Here is a 19,186-nt window from a genome sequence, read left to right as displayed (position 1 = left end):
ACGATCTGACACGTATATCAGAGCGATGCCCGTTCGACGGCCCGAATCCGCCGATCGGTTCGGCGGGCCTGCTCAGCCCCGCGCGCGTTTGGTGTCGGCGAATCCGTCGGCGATCGACGCCGCCAACTCGAGAAACGCCTGGCGGGTGCGGTTGGCCATCAGGTCCAAGACGACCTCTGACCCCTGCGCCAGGTGGTCGTCGAACGGGATGACATGAACCGAGCGGATGCGGGTCACAAACTGCGTGGCCAGCTTGTCCAGATCCACCGACGCCTTGCCCGGGCGTGCGGCGCTGATGACCACCGTCGCGTTGGGCACCAGATGCCCGCGGCCGTGATGCTCCAGCCAGTCCAGCGTCGCGAACGCGCTGCGGGCCGCGTCGATGGCCGGCGACGCGACCAGCACGATCGCGTCGGCCTCGTCGAGGACAGCCGACATCGCCGAATGCACCAGTCCGGTGCCGCAGTCGGTGAGGATCAGGTTGTAGAACCGCTGCAGCAACCTGATCACCACTCGGTAGTCGGCGTCGGAGAACGCCTCAGAGGTTGCCGGATCACGTTCGGAGGCAAGGATTTCCAGCCGACTCGTGCTCTGTGAGGTGTGCCTGCGGATGTCGGAGTAACGAAAGATGTTGTCGTCCAACAACAGATCTCGCACCGTCGACCGGCTCTGGTCGGGCCCGCGTTGTGCCAGGGTGCCGAAGTCGGGGTTCGCGTCGACGGCGATGACGCGGTCGCCGCGGATGGCGGCGAAGGTGGAACCCAGTCCGACGGTGGTCGTGGTCTTGCCGACACCGCCCTTCATCGACAACACGGCGATGCTGTAGTCGCCGCGGACCGGTTGGCTCACCCGCGCCACCAACTTCTGACGGGTGTTCTCCAGTTCGGACTCACCGGGATTCAGGCCGGTGAAACGGTGCACCACTCTGCGCCAACCGCTCTGCGGCAGAGGTCGGGTACGGCGCACCAGTCCGAGATCGGTGTGCGACGGGATCCGCGGGTCCGGTCCGCCCGGTTGCGGTCCCGGCGCGTTCGGGTTGGCGCGGGTGAAAGGTGTTGCCACAGGCGGGGATCCGGGCGGATGCAGCCGGGGATCCGGACCGGGCGCCGGGGGCGCGGGGTGCTGGACGGCCGCGGGGGTGCGCGGTACCTCGATGGGCGGGGGCGCGGGGCGCGTGGGCAGCGGGGCCGGACGCACCGGCGGTGCGGCGGGTGCTTCCCCGCCCGCGGGCGAAGGAGCCTGACGTGTCCGGGGATGAGGCGGCAGCCTGAAGACGGCGGTGCGGTCGGACATCGGGCCCGGACGGTCACGCGGCGGGGGCGGCGGCGGCACCGGCGGCAGCTCCATCACGCGGGTGCCCTCGGCCATCGGTCCCGGACGCTCCGGTTTGGGTTCCGGACGCGCCGATTCCGGTTGCGGACGCGCCGATTCCGGTTCGGGTTTTGGCACGGGTTCCGGTTCCGGACGCGCCGATTCCGGTTCCGGACGCGCCGATTCCGGTTCGGGTTCCGACAAGGACACGGGCTCCGGTTCCGACAAGGACACGGGCTCCGGTTCCGACAAGGACACGGGCTCCGGTTCCGGTTCCGACAAGGACACGGGCTCCGGTTCCGGTTCCGGCAGGGCCACGGGTTCCGGGTCCGACAAGGGCACGGGTTCGGCTTCCAGTTCGGGCTCCGGATCCGGCGGCACATCGTCCACCTCCGCCGGCGGCAGGTCGATGACTTTCGTGCCCGCCTCCATCGGACCCGGCCGCGCCTCGTCGACAACGGATTCCTCCGCCAGCTTGGCCTGGATCAGCGCGACGGGGATCGGGTTGGTGTCCGCGTCACTGCTGCGTTTGAAACCCGGTCGGGGCGTGTCGGATTGGCTCACTAGCGCGTTCTCGACGTCAGCTGCCGGGTGGACATTCCGAGCACGCTTTCCAGCGCGGCGCGCATGTCACCGAGCTCGATGCGCATCAGCTCCGATTCGCCGAGGTCCTCGACACTGACATCCGGACGCTCGCTCAGCCGGTACTCCCGCTCCTCCTCGGCCGTCTCGATCACGTTGCGGACAAACCGCCCATTGCCGACCAGATCGACCTCACGGCGCAACTGGCCGGACTCGTCGACCGACTGACTGTCGTAGAGCACCCGGCAGGCGTCGACCAATTCCTCGTAGGCGGCCTCGGTGAGTTCGGAGTCGCGGGTCTTGGCGATCAGCCGACCGATGTCGCCCAGTTCGACCGCGTTATACGAAGCGAACCGGATCCGCTTGGTGAACCGCGAGGCCATTCCCTCGTTGGCGGCAAGGAACCGGTCGATCTCCGCGTCGTAACCGGCGATGATGACCACTAACCGGTCCCGGTCGTTCTCCATCCGCGCCAGCAGGGTGTCCACCGCTTCCCGTCCGAACGCGTCGCCGCCGGCCAGTCCGCTCTGGATCAGCGTGTACGCCTCGTCGATGAAGAGCACCCCGTCCATCGCGGTGTCGATCAGTGCGGAGGTCTTGATCGCGGTGCTGCCCAGATGTTCGCCGACGAAATCGGCGCGCTTGGCCTCGATCACCGCGGGCGTTTTGAGCAGCCCCAGCCCGCAGTAGACCTGCGCGACCACCCGGGCGATGGTGGTCTTGCCGGTCCCGGGCGGCCCGGTGAAGGCCAGGTGCAGGCTGCGCGCGGCGGCGCTGAGCCCCTTGCCTTCCCGGACCTTGGCCAGCTTGGCGGCCGAGCGCAACTTGGCCACCTGCAGCTTGACGTCGGTCAAACCGATCTGGCGGTCCAGCTCCAGTTGCGCGGCGCGCAGGTAGGAGTTGCTGCGCTCGTTCAGGCCTTCTGCGTCGAGTTCGCCGGCTCGGCGGGCGGTGCTGGGATCCCACTTGTCGGTGCGGGATTCGATGTCGTCCTTGCTGGTGATGATGAGCCGGAACTTCGGGTCGTGCAGCGCGGCGGCGTTGGCCTCGAAGCCCGGCTCCTCGCTGTAGATCCGCTCGAAGATGGTCCTGGCTTCGGGTTCTTTGCCCATCTCCCGCAGGGTCAGGCCTTTGCAGAACTCCGCCGCCCGGCTCGCGGCCGGTATCGGCCCCTCGATCGCCTGGTCGAGACGGCGGATGCCCTCGCCGAACAACCCCATCTGCGCGCACGCCGATCCCACCATCAGATGCGCGCCCGCGGCGATGTACTCGTCGTCAAAGGAAGCCGAATTAGCAAGTGCGACAAGCACATCCGGCCACCGCTGGGTGGTGAAGTGCAACACCGCGCGGACGTAGGCGCAAATCTCGGCGGAGTCGGTGTCGCCGCCGGGCATGGAGCGACGCATGTCGTCCAATTCGTCGAGCACCCGCTCGGCTTCGTCGTAGTCCTTGCCGGCGATCATGCTGGCCGCGTACGCCAGCCACACCTCGGTCAGGGTGCTCAGCGTGTAGTCCAGGTACAACCCGGTCTGGAACCGCCCGGCGAGCGCGTGCCGGGGCAGCCCGAGGCGGCGCTGCTCGCGGTTCAGATTCTCCTTGCTGGTCCGCCACAGTTGATAGATCACCTCGCCGCTGGTGTCGCCGGCGGCGGCGCGGCCCAGCCAGGCATCGCTCATCTGCGGGTCGTGCTCGGTGGCGCGCTTGAAAGCCAGGGCGGCGTACTGCACGTCGCGGTCGGTTTCCAACCCGTCGATGGGGATTCCCAGTGACAACACTCCGGCGTCGAAGACGCGCTGCGCGTCCCTGGTGCCAGGCATCTACTTGGTGTCCTTACTACTAGCACAGCTGGTGACTACCGTCTGGCGGCAAAAGCGAGCAGAAACGTCCATTTAGCCCGCGTCTAGCGGTAGAAAGTTATTGTACCGATCTGTTGAGTTGCATTGTCGCGCCAAAATCCGGAACGAAATTCGGGCACGTCGACGCCACTGTGGAGGTGAAGCCTAGTGCCAGCGGAACAACGACCGCAGCCCGTGCGCTCCCGCACCGGCACGATCGTCGTCGCCACCACCGAGCGCGGGCTGCCCACGGCGCTGAAGATCGACCGCACCGAGCTGGCCAGACCGCCGCAGGAGTTGGCGGCCGAGATCCTGGCGTTGTGCAAACTGTCGGCATTGCGCGCCCAGGTGGCCTACCGTCGCGGGCTGGTCGACAAGGGGTTCAGTGCGTCGACGATTCGCGAGCTCGGGCTGCCGACCGACGAGGAGCTGGCCCGCGCCGAGCAGGAGCTGTTCGGCGACGAGGAGGACGACGAGCTTCCGGGGACCTGGATGAGGTCGATATGACCAGCTTGGCGCAGTCGGTGATCGCCAGGGCGATCAAACAGCGCGACCTGTTGCAGTCGATGACCGAACAGACCAAGACGATCTCGGCGCGGGTGACCAGCCGCGACCGGGCGGTGAGCGCCGAGGTCGACGGATTGGGCAGCCTGACCGGACTGTGGCTGGGGCCGCCGGCCAGTCGACTGGACCCCGACACCCTGGCCGCGCTCATTGTCGAAACCGCCCAGGCCGCCGCCAAGGTGTCCGCCGAGCGGTACAACTTCCTGCTCAAAGAGTTCATGACCCGCATGGACGAGCTGCAGAAAACGCCGCTGACCCGCTCGGACGGCACCGTCTTCGAACCGGAATAACGAGCGGCGCGCCATTATTCAACATGCGCAAATAACAATCACTTTCTTATTACACACGTGTGAATCGCGAACCGGGCGGCGGTCTGCTTAAATTCGTGCAACTTAATGCCGGCGGGGCTGCTTAGGGTGAAGACACCAGCGCTAGCTGCCGCTAAGCGGTATTGGACGGGGAGAAGCTGACATGGCATTTGAATTGCAGCCCGACTTCATGCAGGGGCTCACGGTCGCGCAAGACACGGCGGGCACGCTGATCAGCACCGCGCTGAGCACGGTCACCTCGACCGAGTTGGGCAATTTCTCGATGGCCCTCGGGCCGATCGCGGCGGCGAACATGATCCCGGCGATGTTCGAGACCGCGGCCAACAACGTCGGCAGCGGCATGATGACGGCCGCAAAGCACGGTTTGCTCGGGGTCGCCACTCACGTCACCGACGCCGAGCACGCCGCGGCCGATGCCGCCGACGGAACCACCGAAGTCTAGGCACCGAGCCGAATGGCCACCTACGACCCTGCTCCCCAGCCAGGGCCACCCGGACAGTTCGACCAACTGGCGGACTACGACCATCAGCCGGTCGTCAACCAGATGGAGAACGATCTGCAGGCCTGGCTGAATCGCCCGGTGCAAGACATCTTGAACCAGTTCCACCTCGGACAATTGCCTACCGGCGGTCCGGAGTTCTCCGGCGTGGGCGATGCCGTCCCCGCCGACCTGACCAGCGCTCCGGGCGGGATGGGCAGCAACTTCGCCGGCGGGCTGATGAAGCCGATGACCGACATGCTCGGCACCCTGGGCAACGGCGTATTTCAGGGCATGAACCCGACGCAGATGTTTGGTGGGATCAGCCAGGCGTTTCAGCAGGCAGCCGGTGGTTTGCAGCAGGCGCTGGGTCAGATGATGGGTGGCGCGGGCGGCCAGGGCTGGTCGGGTGCCGGAGCAACCGCCGCCGCGGCGAAGACCGGAGAAACGGTGGCCGACGGCGCTGCCGTCGCCGCGCAGGGCACCGCCTTGGGCGGCGAGTACAGCGCCGCGGCCGCAAATGTCGCGCAGGGCCAGGCGAGGTTGATCCAGATCATCGAGGAGTGCCAGGACGAACTCGCGGCGCTGTCGGGTGGGCTGCCGTGGACGGCGCCGAAGATGGTCGAGACCGCTGCGCGAGCCAGCGCGATGGCCACCGAGTGCATCACGGAGCTGGAGAGCACGCTTACCGGCCAGGCCGCTTCGACCGCCGCGACGGGTGCTCCGATCGCGGTGGCACAGGGCCCCCAGATGGCCATGCAGATGATGGGTCCGCTGCTGTCGGTGGGGATGAGCATGATGGGTCCCGCGATGCAGATGGGCATGATGCCGCTGGCGATGGGCATGCAGGCCGGAACCCAGGTGCTGCAGGCCGGCATGCAGGCCGGCACCGGGCTGATGTCGGCTGTGGGGCAGGCAGGTCAGGGCGGCGCGGGTGCCTCATCGGCGCTGGCCCAGCCGGCGCGGATGGTCGGCGCGGCTCACCCGGCCGGGGGCGCCGGACACGGCGGCGGTGGCGGGGTCGGAGCCACCAGCCCGGCCCGGGCGACCCCGTCGTCGCCGATGGTGCAGAGCGAGAATTCCAGCGCCGCCGCGATGTCGCGATCCGTGGCTGCGCGGCCGACCGGCGGAGTCGCCGGGATGGGCGGCGCCGCGGGCATGATGGGCGCGGGCGGAGCCGGGTACGGAGCGCCGGGCGGCAAGGCCGGGGCCAGCGGCAGCCACACGTCGGCGTCCTTCCTGCACACGACCGACCAGGGCGGCGCGATCGTGGGCGATCTCGGCACTGCCAGTCCGGCCGTGATCGGCGACAACTCGGTCAATCTCGAAGACGACCCTGACGTCAAACTCCGCATCTAACAAGGGGAAGACACATGAGCGACAACCTGTCCATCCGGCCCGGCGAACTCACCGAGGCCACCCGCCAGCTCGACGAACTCGCCGATCGCCTGCAACGCGTGATGGAGACCGAGCGACCCAACCTGACCACCATCTCGTCGGGCCAGGACGAGGTCTCCCAGCGGGTGGCTCACACCCTCAACGAGGTACTCACGTCGTTCACCACGGCGTCCGAGCGGGGCACCAACGAGCTTCACGAAGCGTCCGCCGCGTTGCGGGCGCATTCGGGCCGGATCGCCGCCGCCGACTTGGCGGACTGAGTCGTCGATCGCTGCCAGCGATCGGCACATGTGAAAAGCGTTGCAGTGAAAGGGGGTTCAGACAGTCATGGGATTCACCAATGTGGTGTGGGAATCGCGCAGCACCGAGCAGCTGGCGCGTGACTTGACCGAGGGCCCCGGCCCGTCCTCGGTCGGCGAGGCCGGCGCCGCGTGGATCCGGGTCGCCAACGAATTCGCCAAGGTCTCCGGCGACTACGACCGGCTCATCGAATCCTTCCGCGCGGCGTGGGAGAGCAACACCTCGGATGCCGTCGTCCGCAAGCTGGAAGCGTTCGGCAAATGGCTGCAAGCGGCGAGCCTGAGCGCCGCGGCCAACGGACGACGGGCCGAGGAGGCCGCCGTCGCGAACACGGTCGCGATCCTGTCGATGCCCACCGTCTCCGAGGCCGTCGAGGCCAAGGCGGCCCAGGACATGATGGCCTCGCTGGCGGCCTACAACGGCGCGATTCTGCACGGCAGTTTCGCCGAGTTCGACGACGCCGCGTCGGCTCAGCAGGCTGATGCCGCAGCGGTGATGAACCGCTACGAAGAGGCGTGCGCCGAGCTGGCCGCGCCGTGGGAACAGCCCGTTCCTCCGCAGGTCGTCAACGGCGGTGCGCTCAAGGCCGAGAAGGAAGGCAAGGGCGGCGGTTCCCGCGGCGGCGGCGGTGGTGGCGGTGCGGCACCGAGGCAGCTCTCGCCGATGCTGGCCAACCCGGCGGCGCCTAGCAAGCAGCCGGACCAGGTGCGTCAGACCCGCTTCACCAGTGATTCCTCCGGCGGCAACGGCCTCGGACGTGGCGGCGGAGGTTATGCCCCGATGGCGGGCACCCGCCGCGACGGCGGCGCTCAGGCCTACGAGTCCTTCCGCGAGGCCGAGACCCTCGAGGGCGCCGGCGAAGCCGGGGCCGGCTTGTCTGATGGCGGCCAGTCCTGGTTGCCCGCCGCGCAGCAGAGCGATGCGCCGTTCACGGTTTCCCACGTCAGTTGGGGTCCCAACACCGCGATCTTCGACGATCTCGCGGCACCCGAGCCGCAGCAGGTGGAGGGTTTTGCGGCCGAGCCCGAACGGACACTGCAGCAATTGTCTGACAGTTGGGTCTCACCGGCGGTCATCGGCGCCGAGGAGGTGAGCCTGTGACCGCCGCGACGCTGTCCGCATTCACCCTGACCGACGACGAACTCCAGGTGGTCGGGCAGCGGATCGGCGTGCAGAGCTTCCCGACGGTGTTGGGTGTGCGGCCCCGGTACGGCACGGTGGACGCGCTCCAGACAGCATTCGACGCGGCAACCCGCAGCCTGATCTCGCGGGGTCTGATCGTGGACGGGGCGCTGGATCCGGACCTGCTGCCGGTGCTGCGGGCGTTGCGACGACCTGAGCGGGAACTGGCCATGCGTCTGATGACCCCGGACGGCATGGCCCGGGTGTCGGTGGTGCGGTGCGGCGCCGCCGGCGTGGTGGCACGACGTGTCGGCGACGAGATTCGGTTGCGGGTGGCCGAAGGCTCCCCCGACCTGTCCTGGGCGACCCAGTCGTTGCTGGGTGGGCTGCCGCGCTCGGAGGCCGCCTCGGTTTCGCCGGTGGGCGCGCCTTCGGAGGCGGTTACCCAGAAGTTGATCGGGACCCACGATGCGGCCCAGTTGGCGGACCGCGTCCGGGCTCTGGGCGCCGAGCCACGTGCGGCGATGCAGTTGGGCTCGGCGCTGTCGTCGCGCATGGCGTTCGCCGAGATCGTCTACTACGCGCTGTGCAGCGACCAGGACCGCATCTCTCGTCGGCCGGCCGCGGTCGGGGTGTTCTACACCAAACGTGGCCGGATCGTCGGGGCGCCGAGCGCCTCACCCAGCGGGCAATTGTGGACCACGTTGAAGCCGGGATCGGATCACGCGATTGCGCAGGCGATCGGTCAGCTTGTCGAACTATCGACGGACCAATGGGAGGCGTCATTGGTTTAGCGATTTTTTTCAGACGAGTAATTTGTCGAACCGTGTCCGGCGACGCCGAGCACACAAAATTTGGAGCGAGATATGACGTTCTTCGTCTCACAATCCCAAGCTGACGCAGTGAAACACAAGATCGACAACACCCTGCAGGACACCCATGCACTGATCAACAAGGTCAGAAGCGAGGTCGAGGTGTTGGGGGGCACCTGGCTCGGCAATCAAGGAGCCAAGTTCCAAGCGGCCATGCACGAGCACGTCGCCGATCTCACCAGAATCTTCGACGAAACCACCGAACTCGCCGAGATGGGCAAGCAGAACATCCAAGAGCACGTCGGCGCCGACGCCTGACAAGAAAGGTTTCAACGATGGGTTACAACGACGAAATCAAATACGAGTTCGACACGAACCGCGAGATTCTGGACGTGATTCAGAACGCCACGCGGGACGCCGAAGACATGCGCACACAGGTCGACAAACTGTTCCAGGTCCTCGTCGAGGAGGCCTATCACGGTCAGGGCGCCGAGGCAATGCAGACCAGGCGGCAGGACATCTCCACCAGGATGGACGGGATCATCCAGGATCTGCACCAGACGCATGCGCACGCGGTCAATCAGCACGACTACGTGCAGCAACTCGACCAGCGGCAAGCAGCAAATATCCTCGGCTGATTTCGGCCGGCCGCCTTTCGTGAAATCCCCGCGAAGTGGCCCGTCGCGCATATCCAGAAACGACAATAAGGAGTCCCAATGGGAACAGTAAGCATTAATGTTCCGGCAGTCAGCAGCGCGATGAGCAGCGTGCAAGACTGCCTGACCAATACGCGGCATCACATCGACCAGATGGTCGAGGTGCTCGAAAACGTGAAGCGGTTGCATGTCAGCGATAACGCCACCGCGATCATGAATGACGCGAACCACCTCGAAAGCGATCTCAGAGAGATCGTCAACCAAATGACGCAGACGAGGGACGAGGTTTACCAGAAGGGAAACGCTCTCCTGCAACAGGCCGGGCATGCTCCGATGCCGATGCCCGCCTAGCAGCACAATCAACGACGAAAGGATCCAACATGTCTGACGCTGACGTTCATTACGACCCGGCGGCCTTGACGCAATACGAGGAAGCGCACGGCGTGATCCAGCAAGCCGGCAGTTTGGCACAAGAAATCAACCATGTGTTCCAGACCCAGATACCGCAGGTATTCGTGGCGGGTGCCTCAGCCTCCATCTCCGAGCACCATCGGATCATCAACGAAAAGTTCGAGGACGTGCATCAGCAGCTCATCAAGTTGCTTGCCGAGACCGCGCCGGGTGAACTCCACGACATGTTCAGCCTGGACCAGCGGTTGAGCAACATCTAGCCGGGGGGCGTCGGCCGCCGAGCCGCACTCGTTCCGCGACGGCCGGCGTCAACGAAGGCGTGGGATAGGGCCTGTCGGCATCAACCGTTTTCGCCTGAGCAGAAGGGATCGCCATGAGTGGTGACAATCCGCCGTCGATCGAGCAATTGCGCGGCTATGCCGACCAAGTCCGGCAGCAGTCACCCGACCAACTGCTCGTCGAGGTGGGTGAAGTTGGTTTGGCCGACTGGAAGAGGGCTATCGACAGGGTCGTCGAAGATCTCCGGCAAGCGCACGGGTTGGTAGCCGCCAATCACGTCGATGTCGGCAACGTGAGTGCCGCATATGCCTCTGCACTACAAACGGCAAGCAATCTCAACGACTCGGGCAAAAGGGTTAAAGACAATATCCAAAGCGGCTTGGAGGTAGCGGTAGCAATCCAAGAAATAATTCAGTCAGCGTTCGACCGGATCAGGGTTCAATCTGGCCGCTGACGGCTGCGCATAAAATAAGCACAAAAATAAGAGAGTTAACGCATGTCGTGGACAGTCGGCAACGGAAACGACCCGTACGGACCAGATTTCGACAGCAATCCGGCGGTACTCACTCCGACTGGATTATTGCAGCCCCTTCCCTTACTGAAGCCTACTTCCCAGATCTTCGATATCGCCGGAAACATAAACGAGCTAAATGCCAGAGGTGGAACAGACGCCCGTAAACAGTACCGGCGCGTAGCTCTGGCGTATATTACGACGTTCGTAGAGGGCAGAGACGGAATAATAGGAGCCAATAGCGACGTAGCGCCAAACCAGCATGGTAAATGGAGCGACGCCGGCACCGCTGTGCAGAGAGCGGCAAGTGAGTTGGCGCCCATCATCGATGGGAACGACCAGATGCAGGGAGCCACTGCCAATGCCATCCGTAACAGGGTGAAGGACCTTCTGCGCAGTCTTCAGCATTCAGCCAGCGGCGCGCAGCGGATGGGTTTTCTCGTCGATATGTTCTCCCAGGATATGAGCCGGACCCAAGAGTGGTTCGTGAGTCGGGATGGTCGTTTCGACACCCACGACCAACAGACGGTCGACTCGTTGAATTGGGCCACCCAAGTGACGATCCGAGATTCGTATAACCCGCCGATCGACATGATCGGCTACAACCATCCCGATCTGCCGCCGGCACCGACCGTTCCGACCATGCCGTCGGGGACGCCGACCCCCATGCCGGCGGGAGGTGCGCCGGGGGTGCCCGGAACCGGGCTACCTGGCGGCGGCCTGGGTATACCCACGCTGCCGGGCGAATCGACTCTTCCGTCGGCGGCTTATCCGGGCTCGGCGAGTCCGGCAAACGGCGGACTCAACGGGATCGGTGACGCCGCCGGGAATGCGGCACAACAGGCGGGACAGGGAGTGCAGCAGGCTGCGCAACAGGGGGCCAACGCTGGGCAGCAGGGCGCCGCCGCCGCGCAGCAAGCGCTGAGCGAAGCACTCAAACAGAAGAACGCCAAGCTGCCCGAAGGTGCGCTGAGCCTAGGACCCAACGGCCTCACCGGCGCAGGCAAGTCCGGAGGCTCCGGCGGCGCCAAGTCAGGTGGGTCGGGAGGAGCGGGAAGGCCGGGGCTCATGACCGCCAAACCGGCCGCCGATCTGGCCGCGGGAAGCAAGACCGCAGCCCCTGCATCCCGCGCAGGTGTCAGCAGCGGTACCTCCGGGGCACCCGGTGCCGGCGCCCCGGTCGCGGGCCCTCGAGGCGGCGGAGCCGACAAAGTGCACAAGGTAAGCAAGGCGCTTCACCACAACAAGCACGGGATGATCAGCGAGGGCGATGCCGTCGTGCAGGTCGTCGGCGAAGACGCCACGGAACCCGTTCCGGACAAAAAGAACTGAGTCGCACCACCGTATTCTCCGAAGGCGTGGACCGGGCGTCGCTCAATCAATTAGGGATGATCCAAGTTGTCGGCGTGGATGCACTCAGCGAAGCCCATGGCCGCGAATTCATGCCACATCCCCTTGCGCACACCCGTTCGTCGCCGTTCGCCGATCTCGATGAATACACCGCCTACGCCACCGACGTCGTCGACCGCGTCATGCACGGGGATCTGGTCGGATTCAGACAGTGGTTCACCACCTACGTCAATGCTGACCTGCGAGTGGAATGCACGGTCGATACGCCGACTGCGCGCCGGGAGCGGATCGTCGCGCACCGCTTGGACCAGTACGGTTTCCTGGCGGCGCAGCAATCCGATGAGGATGTGGTCGACGTCTACACCTTGCCGCCATACGAACTTGGCGCGGCGATCACCGCGTGCTCTCCCCTGACCAGGCCAGGGAAGCATCCGAAGGTCACCATCCCCGACCTCGGGGGTAGGCGCACCGACGACGCCGGGGCCGACATAGTGGTTCAGCAGCAGGTCGGCTTGCCCGCTGAGGTGTCGCTGTCACGTGCCGACGTGGCGATGTTCGCTCGGATACAAAGCCGCTGGCAGCCGCCCCGTGAGCACGGATTCGATCGCAGCAAAAAAGCTGTGGTGTGGGTGCAGATCAACGACGACGGCGACTACATCTATGGACCGGGATTCACGCACTTGACGCCGATGAGCCCCCGCACGCTCATTAGACGGATAGATGAACTGATCGCCGAAGATGTGGCCGCGATACGGCAGGCTCGGGATCTGTCTCACTAGTCCCGGTCAGCCAGGGGCCCGCAGTCCGATGACAGCGTCTTCGGTCATTTCAATGAGCGCGGTCCCGGCCTTGGCGAGGGAAGGGGACGGATCGCCGGAGATCTCCCAAAGGGTCTGACAGGTCGACGGATCAACCGCGACAAATTTGCGGCGCGACGACGCCTCGTCAATGTCAACGATCCTGGTAATGATGGTGGCGCCATCAGATCCGACGTAGGGTTCGCCGAGTTCCATGTCGCAGACCGGGCCGCTTTGTCCGGTAAGCAGGTCCCATCCCTGCCACCGATTGATGCCGCCGACATAGAGTTTTGTGTCGATCGTCTGGTAGCCGTTGCCCGACGTGGGCAGTTGGGTGACGAGTTTGCCTGCGGCAGTGTAGATCCGCAGACCGCCGCCACCGAGAACACTCGGCATGACCAGGTTCGGCTGCGGTCGGATCGCATCTGGTATCACAGCGATCTGGTGACCGGCAGTGTCATACAGCGCTACACCGGCGTTGCCATCGCGGGAAGTTCTGAACTCGTAAGCGAATCCACCGATGTACGCCTCGGCGTAACCCAGGCTGAGACCCTGCGGCGGAGTCGGGGTCAGATCGACGCCATCCAGGGAAAACATTCGTATGCCCTGCCCCAGCAAAGAATCGGCGGCCTGCATGCCGATAGTCAGAGGTGCCGAATCCGTGGTCTGATAATTGTTGAATTCATTTATCTCGCCGCTGCCCGGCAGGAACCAGGTCGGTTCGGCATGATCCCCAACCCCGTAGACACCTTTGCCTTTGGCGGCAGCAACCAACCGCGTCTCTCCGTGCCGGCTGCCGATCGCCCTCAGCCGAGGCTCGCCGGGACTGTTGTAGCTGTGCACCTGCGGGGGGCCGGTGAACTTCACCGCGCCGCGATCGACGTCGATGACCCACACCCGCTCCCGGCCCAGACAGTAGCGGGCCTGTTCGCAGTCGGGGTTGATGCACACCGCGGTGGACGGGCCATTGAGGGCGCAGTCGTCAGTCTTGCCGTAGAACCCGTTCAGCGCGATGGGCGGGAACGCCAGCTCCCCTTTGCGGGTGTCGACTCCGTAGACCCACCCCATCGGATTCAAACACCGCGGTTTCTCGCAATAGGAAGCCACGAGGAAGGCTTTGTCGCCGACCGCGGCGAAGAGATCGCCGATCTTGGCCTCGGGGGGCAATCCGATCTGCGCAGCGCTGAGCTGCCAGGCCGGCACCGGCTGGCGGTTCAGCGGAAATCCGATCAGCCGATCCTTCGGGGTGCCGATCGGCGCCTCCGCGGGAGCATCGCTGCCCTTAGCGGAAGCCGTGTCGTGACCACCCGTCTGCCACCACACCACGGCGCCGACGCCGGTGACGATGACCACGGCGACGACCGCCGCCACCCACCACCACCGCCGGTCGCCGCCGCCGGTCGCCGAACCCGAGGACTCGCCTCTGCTTGGTTGCACCCACCGAAACCCGTCCGGCGCACCCGGTTCCGTCACCAAATCCCCCTCACGGCACCGGCGCCGAACCGATCGCGCAGACCCGCAACTCGCCGTCGGCAACTTTCAACACAAACACCATGCTCTGATTCGCCAGATGGGTATTGAGGCCCCACACCGGCCCGCGCCGATTCAACGCACCCGTGGCGACCACTCGCATTTCCCGCCCATCAGGCTTGCCCGCCTTGATGGCTTCGATCTCGCGGCCCACCATGCCCGGTGGGTCAGGGCACGACAATTCCTTCAGGTTGGCCAGGTGCCGTTCGTTGCGTTCCCGCACCCACACCCGCACCGTGTTGATCGCGACCACCCGCGCCTGCTCGTCCGTCATGGACTCGTCGGCCGCCATCGGCCGTAAGGTGATGTCGCTCTTGGGTTTTCGTTCGACGATCGCGACCACCAATACCGCTGCGGCCACCAGGGCAGCCGCCCCCCACAGCCACACCGCCAACCGGTGCCGGCGCCCGGCCGCCCGTGAGCGCTGGTCGACGTCGTCGTGATCCATGAGTCGCGACTCAGCTCCGCGCCATGGACACGTCGCATACCTTCAGCGCACCGCCCTCATCGCCGAGCGTGAAGTTGTCGTCGAAGAACCCGCCTTCCTCCTGGACCGCCTGCACTTCCTGCTGCTGTGTTTCGTTCAGCGGGCGGACCCGGACCGCGACCGTCACCCAGACGCGCGATCCTTCGTCGCGGAACTCGGTGACGGCATCGGGGAACACCAGGCCCTGACGCTGGCCGAATTCTTGGAGAGAGGCGAACCACCTCTGCACCGACGGCGCCGGTTCAGCACAAGCCAATTCGCGCATCGTCGCGACATCGGCGTGATTTTCGGCGTCGACCCAGCGGGCAATCACGTCGGCGGCTTCCTGTTGGCGGGCCGGGCGCGGCGGCAGTGGAATGAGCCCCGCGCGCGGTGGCGGATCTTCCGCCCGCCCCGTCACGTATACGACGGCCGCTGCGCCGAAACAACCCAACGTGACGGCAGCCAACACCGGCACCGGCCACCGTCGCGGTCGGCGCGAACCCGTAACGGACACAACGGGTTCAGTGCGTACCGACAGCGTCCGGTCGCTGTCGCAGTCGATGATCATCCGCCGCCAGGACTCTCCCGTCGAGGCGGCCCTGCGCTGATGCTCGGCCAGCAAGTCGATCACCCGCGGCGGGACCTCCACCGGATGTGATTCGCCGGCACCGCCCGTGGCGGTGGCCAGCGCGATGACCGGGAGCGCGGCGGGTTCGACCTCGGCGTGCAGGCAGCGCCATCCCGTCGGTAGCTGCGCCAACAACAGCCGCACCGCATCCTCGACCAACCCGCGCTCGTCCCCCGCCCCCGCTACGTCGGCGTCCATGCTCACCGGGCAAGCCTAATCCGGCCGCATCCGGCAAATTCCTGCGTGAATTACCCGCGCCAGGTGATGCCAGAATGGTTCGAGGTTGCCGTCGGCGGGCAGGAGGGAACCGGATGGGACTGTTTGACGGAATTTTCGACGGGGAGGCCACCGGCGATCCCGAGATCGACGAGATGTTGGCCGGTTTGCAGAAGTTGCAGTCCGCGGCAGCCGAATCCGCGCAGCGGGTTGCGGTCGAGACCGCCGACGCCACGTCTCCCAACGGTCTGGCTCGGATTTGGGTGAACGCGCGCAACGTGGTGATCCAGGCTGAATTCGACGAACGGCGCTTCGCTGAGGCCACGCCGGCTGAAGTGGCCGACGCGGTGGTGCGAGCCGCCCAGGCTGCGGCGGCGAAGGTGCAGGAGAAGACCGAGGCACTGCAGGCGGGTCTGTTTCAACAGGCCTCGGCTTTGGGGGCTTTCGGATCCTCGGAGCTACGGCCGCTCGACGAGCTTCCGCAGTACCAACAACTCAATCCGACGGTGCCGCTGTCGGCGCCCGATTCGCCCGAACGCCGCGCCGCCGTCGCGAAGTTGGCTGCGGGATCGCAGGAAGACGACCGCGACGACGGGGAATGGCACGTGAGAGTTTCAGACCGGGGTTGACTGGCCAAATGACCGATCCTAGGGACACCGACCCGTTGAGGTACGCCGCGGACGCACTTGCCGACTCCGGCATCCCCGTGGTCGTCGACGAGCAGCCCGCTACCGACCAAGACCCAAAAGTGTTGGTGGAGCGGACCGTACAAGCGCTGGCGGGATTGGCGCCGGCGGGCTGGACGATGTTGCACGGCGCGTTCAGCATGGCCGGCGGCGAAGAGATCGCACAGGTGCTGGCCGAAACACCAGACGGCAATGTCAGGATCCCGGTCGCCGCCAGTGCGCTGGAACCGATCCGGGTGCACCGCGCGGTCACCGCCGGGTCGGCAGGTCCCTGGCTGCGGTTGTTGTTCGAATGTGACAACACCGGCACGCTGCGGATCGGTTTCGACTACGGGGACAACCAATTACCACCCGATCAGCTACTTTCCAGCGACGCGTATTCGCGGGATCTTCAGCAATATCCGCGAGCCGACCTGCCGCTGTGGTTGCTGGCGCATATCGGTAACGAGGGTCAGCAGATGCGCAGCGCCGCCGAGGCTCGCAACAGCGCGACTGTCGGCTTCGGCGACGTCGCTCTGGCCGACGACGAGATCCCGCCGCTGCCGTTGTTGTGGGCGCGGATCGCGGTCCTGGCCGCGATCTGTCGCGGTTCGGGAGCGACGGTCGGCCCGCGCACCGACCCCTCGTTCCAAGCCCACACCGGCGACGCCGGCGGCTGCATCCTGGCTCGTCTGCCGGGCGATCGGGCGGTGCTGTCCGGCGGGCGCAACGACTCCCGGCTGCTCTCGGCGGCCTATCAGGGCGCGATCACCTGGCCGGACCTGTACCGAGGTGCCCCGACCTGGCTGCACAACCTCTATCTGGATCCGCGAGCGGCATCGGGGATGCTGTCGTTCTGCTATTGGTGGCACGCGGGGCACTGGCATCGGGCCGAGCTTCCCGAGGCCGCCGCGCTGGCCGGGGTTGAACCGCCGTGGACAGCGACCGAAGAGATCGTGCGCGGAGTCCCCGGAGTCTGGTCGGTGAACAGCACCGCGAGTCTGATCACTCGGGTGTTGGGACGCATCGGCGTGCAGTTCACTGAGGCAACCGCGCAGGCGCCCGCGCGGTTGGTGCGTGCCGGCGAGGCCGGGATCTGCACGGAGCGGCATCTCGGCGAACTGTTCGCCCACCAAGTGCCGCCGGGTTTCGACATGGCTGAGGCGCTGGCCCAGCTCGACGCGGCCGATGTGCTGCTTCCGTCGTTCCCGCCGATCGATCAGGCCACCGCCACCGCGCTGGTGCGCGACTACTGCCGTGACCACGGCTTCACCACGCGCGGCTACCCGGTCGACCAGCTGCGCGCTGTCCGCATCGACGGCGGTTGGGACCTGTATGTGCCGGTGGCGCCCGGTGAGATCCAGATCGATGCGACGATCTTCCTGGTCGCGGACGACGCGGTGGTCGAGCCGACGACGATGCACGACCCGGAGAAGATGTTCTTCGACTTCGCGTCCCGTTTCGCGAGCCGGGTCCGCGGCCAGCGCTGAAATATCCGTTGGCCCGTCCGCCGTAAGCTCAGCGGGTGCCGAAGCCCTGGAATGAATACGGGTTCGCCGAATGGTCGTGGGCGCAGTTGCGGTCGGGTTTCGGGCATGCCCACGAAGAGCCGGTGCCGGTGGTCGATCTGCCCGGCTGCGCCGACGGCTCGGTGTCCAGCCGGCGGTGGTTGACCTGGCAGCAGGCCAACGCGGTCAGCGCGTTCGGGGTGTTGTTCATCCGGGAGATCGTTGCGGCGCTGGCCGACGAGGGCATCCGACCGGTCCATTCCTGGCTTGCCCAGGAGCCGGGAGTGATGCCGTGGGGCGGGCGCAAACGCCTGTTCATCAGCGCGACCGACTCCAACGGCGTGTATCTGAGCAGTGCGGTGGCGGTTCCGCGCGACGCGGTGGATTCCTGGCTGCTTGCCGAACGGATCCTGCCGAAGGTGAACGCCCCGTATCCGGTTCCGGAGTTGCATCCGGCCTGGCGGCCCCGTTATCTGGCCGGGCCGTACGGCTCACGGATTTCGCTGCAGGTGCCGGAACGGCCGCACGCGTCGAACACGGCCAAAATCGTGGTCACCAGCGCCACTTATTTCCGGCGCTACCTCGAGGCCGGCCACGACTGGCCCGGCACCGTCGGGTCCCGGCACTGGCCGCTGGATCCGGCCGACGAGCGCGGGCCGATCGTGTACGACGAGGAGCCCGGCCGGCGCCGCATACCGCGTGACGCGGTTCCCGCAGCCGCGCGGCGAACGCTCGCCGAGGTACAGAACTGGGGCGCGTTTCTCGGTTTCACGGTCGGTCCGGCGACCGACGGCGACTGGCAGCCGGGCGAAGGCCGGTCTGGCGACGCCGGCTACGAGGGTTACGAAATGACAGCGCCGGTGACGTTGGACGCTGGCGAGGAGCAGCTCTGGCAACGCGCCCGGCCTTACGTCGGCTTGGTCACGGTGACCAAGGGCGAGCAGCCAGGACGGGCTCGCGTCGACGTCCATGTCCGGGATGGCTTGATGGCCACGATCACCGATCCCGGAAGCGTCGGCAATTTCGAACTGCGCATCTACAGCGGCTATTACCCACGCGTCTGACGGCCGAATTCCGTGCGATTTATTGCCGGGACGGTGCCTTACGATGACGATTCAGGAATGTGAACTGTCGAGGGGGCTGTGGTGAGCACATTCGATTTCCACGAGCCGGCGGCGCGTGCAGCGGCCAGAGGCTGGCAGGAGGCGGCCGAAACATTGAGGTCGGTGGCCGATGCGGCGGCGCAGATCACCGACAGGCCGTGGGGTGGCGGCGAAATCGGTGACGCATTCAACCAACATTTCGAGCCCGACCGCCGAGAAGTCCAACAGCAGGCGAGTGATTACCAGACGACAGTGGGGTCCGTCGAACCGGTCTTGACCCAAGCGGCCAACGTCATCAGCGAGCAAAGCCGCAACCTGACCTGATGAGGGTC

23 protein-coding genes are annotated in these 19,186 nt (G+C 66.1%); 18 read left to right on the top strand and 5 right to left on the bottom strand.

The window, feature by feature from the left end:
* Positions 1-72 precede the first annotated feature (72 nt).
* Together AC5Y46_RS11245 and eccA are read right to left on the bottom strand one after the other, a co-directional pair.
* Positions 73-1,875 carry a nucleotide-binding protein gene (locus AC5Y46_RS11245; protein ID WP_499991029.1) on the bottom strand — a complete coding sequence of 601 codons (1,803 nt, stop codon included), beginning with the start codon at positions 1,873-1,875 and terminating at the stop codon, positions 73-75.
* Positions 1,875-3,710 carry a type VII secretion AAA-ATPase EccA gene (gene eccA / locus AC5Y46_RS11240; protein ID WP_499940867.1) on the bottom strand — a complete coding sequence of 612 codons (1,836 nt, stop codon included), beginning with the start codon at positions 3,708-3,710 and terminating at the stop codon, positions 1,875-1,877. The genes AC5Y46_RS11245 and eccA overlap by 1 nt, the downstream gene beginning before the upstream one ends.
* Before the next feature lie 186 nt (positions 3,711-3,896).
* Between eccA and AC5Y46_RS11235 the strand changes: the two genes are divergently transcribed.
* The 14 genes from AC5Y46_RS11235 to AC5Y46_RS11170 all read left to right on the top strand — a co-directional run bounded on the left by AC5Y46_RS11235 (position 3,897) and on the right by AC5Y46_RS11170 (position 12,717).
* Entirely contained in the window at positions 3,897-4,235 is a 339-nt protein-coding gene (locus AC5Y46_RS11235) for a hypothetical protein (RefSeq protein WP_499940869.1), read from the top strand.
* Complete coding sequence (locus tag AC5Y46_RS11230) at positions 4,232-4,582, top strand: YbaB/EbfC family nucleoid-associated protein (RefSeq protein ID WP_499940870.1); 351 nt, start codon at positions 4,232-4,234, stop codon at positions 4,580-4,582. Before AC5Y46_RS11235 ends, AC5Y46_RS11230 begins: the two co-directional genes overlap by 4 nt.
* Before the next feature lie 181 nt (positions 4,583-4,763).
* Positions 4,764-5,063 carry a hypothetical protein gene (locus tag AC5Y46_RS11225; RefSeq protein WP_499940872.1) on the top strand — a complete coding sequence of 100 codons (300 nt, stop codon included), beginning with the start codon at positions 4,764-4,766 and terminating at the stop codon, positions 5,061-5,063.
* Positions 5,064-5,075: 12 nt separating this feature from the next.
* The gene (locus tag AC5Y46_RS11220; RefSeq protein WP_499940873.1) at positions 5,076-6,458 is read left to right on the top strand and encodes a hypothetical protein; all 1,383 of its coding nucleotides are present in this window, start codon (positions 5,076-5,078) and stop codon (positions 6,456-6,458) included.
* A 14-nt stretch (positions 6,459-6,472) separates the two neighbouring features.
* The gene (locus AC5Y46_RS11215) at positions 6,473-6,757 is read left to right on the top strand and encodes a PE domain-containing protein (protein ID WP_499991026.1); all 285 of its coding nucleotides are present in this window, start codon (positions 6,473-6,475) and stop codon (positions 6,755-6,757) included.
* A gap of 67 nt (positions 6,758-6,824) precedes the next feature.
* Positions 6,825-7,898: a PPE domain-containing protein gene (locus tag AC5Y46_RS11210; RefSeq protein ID WP_499940877.1), complete on the top strand. Its 1,074-nt coding sequence runs from the start codon at positions 6,825-6,827 to the stop codon at positions 7,896-7,898.
* Positions 7,895-8,713, top strand: coding sequence for an ESX secretion-associated protein EspG (locus AC5Y46_RS11205; protein WP_499940878.1), 819 nt, complete (start codon positions 7,895-7,897; stop codon positions 8,711-8,713). Before AC5Y46_RS11210 ends, AC5Y46_RS11205 begins: the two co-directional genes overlap by 4 nt.
* Before the next feature lie 108 nt (positions 8,714-8,821).
* Positions 8,822-9,049 carry a WXG100 family type VII secretion target gene (locus AC5Y46_RS11200; RefSeq protein WP_499940879.1) on the top strand — a complete coding sequence of 76 codons (228 nt, stop codon included), beginning with the start codon at positions 8,822-8,824 and terminating at the stop codon, positions 9,047-9,049.
* A gap of 17 nt (positions 9,050-9,066) precedes the next feature.
* Entirely contained in the window at positions 9,067-9,369 is a 303-nt protein-coding gene (locus AC5Y46_RS11195) for a hypothetical protein (RefSeq protein WP_499940881.1), read from the top strand.
* Positions 9,370-9,447: 78 nt separating this feature from the next.
* A complete protein-coding gene (locus AC5Y46_RS11190; protein ID WP_499940882.1) occupies positions 9,448-9,738 on the top strand; it encodes a hypothetical protein in 291 nt (96 codons plus the stop codon).
* 29 nt (positions 9,739-9,767) lie between these two features.
* On the top strand, positions 9,768-10,058 hold the full coding sequence (locus AC5Y46_RS11185; protein WP_499991017.1) for a hypothetical protein: 291 nt from the start codon (positions 9,768-9,770) through the stop codon (positions 10,056-10,058).
* Positions 10,059-10,171: 113 nt separating this feature from the next.
* Entirely contained in the window at positions 10,172-10,531 is a 360-nt protein-coding gene (locus tag AC5Y46_RS11180) for a hypothetical protein (protein ID WP_499940885.1), read from the top strand.
* A gap of 543 nt (positions 10,532-11,074) precedes the next feature.
* On the top strand, positions 11,075-11,920 hold the full coding sequence (locus tag AC5Y46_RS11175; RefSeq protein ID WP_499940887.1) for a hypothetical protein: 846 nt from the start codon (positions 11,075-11,077) through the stop codon (positions 11,918-11,920).
* A 56-nt stretch (positions 11,921-11,976) separates the two neighbouring features.
* Positions 11,977-12,717 carry an ESX secretion-associated protein EspG gene (locus AC5Y46_RS11170; RefSeq protein ID WP_499940888.1) on the top strand — a complete coding sequence of 247 codons (741 nt, stop codon included), beginning with the start codon at positions 11,977-11,979 and terminating at the stop codon, positions 12,715-12,717.
* Between the two features lie 6 nt (positions 12,718-12,723).
* Here the strand turns inward: AC5Y46_RS11170 and AC5Y46_RS11165 are convergent, their stop codons facing one another.
* The 3 genes from AC5Y46_RS11165 to AC5Y46_RS11155 form a co-directional block, all read right to left on the bottom strand.
* Positions 12,724-14,106, bottom strand: coding sequence for a 9-bladed beta-propeller domain-containing protein (locus AC5Y46_RS11165; protein ID WP_499940890.1), 1,383 nt, complete (start codon positions 14,104-14,106; stop codon positions 12,724-12,726).
* A gap of 112 nt (positions 14,107-14,218) precedes the next feature.
* On the bottom strand, positions 14,219-14,713 hold the full coding sequence (locus tag AC5Y46_RS11160) for a hypothetical protein (RefSeq protein WP_499940891.1): 495 nt from the start codon (positions 14,711-14,713) through the stop codon (positions 14,219-14,221).
* 10 nt (positions 14,714-14,723) lie between these two features.
* Entirely contained in the window at positions 14,724-15,566 is an 843-nt protein-coding gene (locus tag AC5Y46_RS11155; protein ID WP_499940893.1) for a hypothetical protein, read from the bottom strand.
* 107 nt (positions 15,567-15,673) lie between these two features.
* On the opposite strand from AC5Y46_RS11155, the gene AC5Y46_RS11150 reads away from it, so the two are divergent.
* The 4 genes from AC5Y46_RS11150 to AC5Y46_RS11135 all read left to right on the top strand — a co-directional run bounded on the left by AC5Y46_RS11150 (position 15,674) and on the right by AC5Y46_RS11135 (position 19,178).
* A complete protein-coding gene (locus AC5Y46_RS11150) occupies positions 15,674-16,207 on the top strand; it encodes a YbaB/EbfC family nucleoid-associated protein (RefSeq protein WP_499940894.1) in 534 nt (177 codons plus the stop codon).
* An 8-nt stretch (positions 16,208-16,215) separates the two neighbouring features.
* Positions 16,216-17,733: a hypothetical protein gene (locus tag AC5Y46_RS11145; protein ID WP_499940896.1), complete on the top strand. Its 1,518-nt coding sequence runs from the start codon at positions 16,216-16,218 to the stop codon at positions 17,731-17,733.
* A 35-nt stretch (positions 17,734-17,768) separates the two neighbouring features.
* Complete coding sequence (locus AC5Y46_RS11140; RefSeq protein ID WP_499940897.1) at positions 17,769-18,815, top strand: hypothetical protein; 1,047 nt, start codon at positions 17,769-17,771, stop codon at positions 18,813-18,815.
* 81 nt (positions 18,816-18,896) lie between these two features.
* Positions 18,897-19,178 carry a hypothetical protein gene (locus AC5Y46_RS11135; protein WP_499940899.1) on the top strand — a complete coding sequence of 94 codons (282 nt, stop codon included), beginning with the start codon at positions 18,897-18,899 and terminating at the stop codon, positions 19,176-19,178.
* The last annotated feature ends 8 nt before the right edge of the window (positions 19,179-19,186 follow it).

It is taken from the genome of Mycobacterium sp. NGS59 (assembly GCF_059812345.1).
This window is presented reverse-complemented; position numbering and strand designations above follow the sequence as displayed.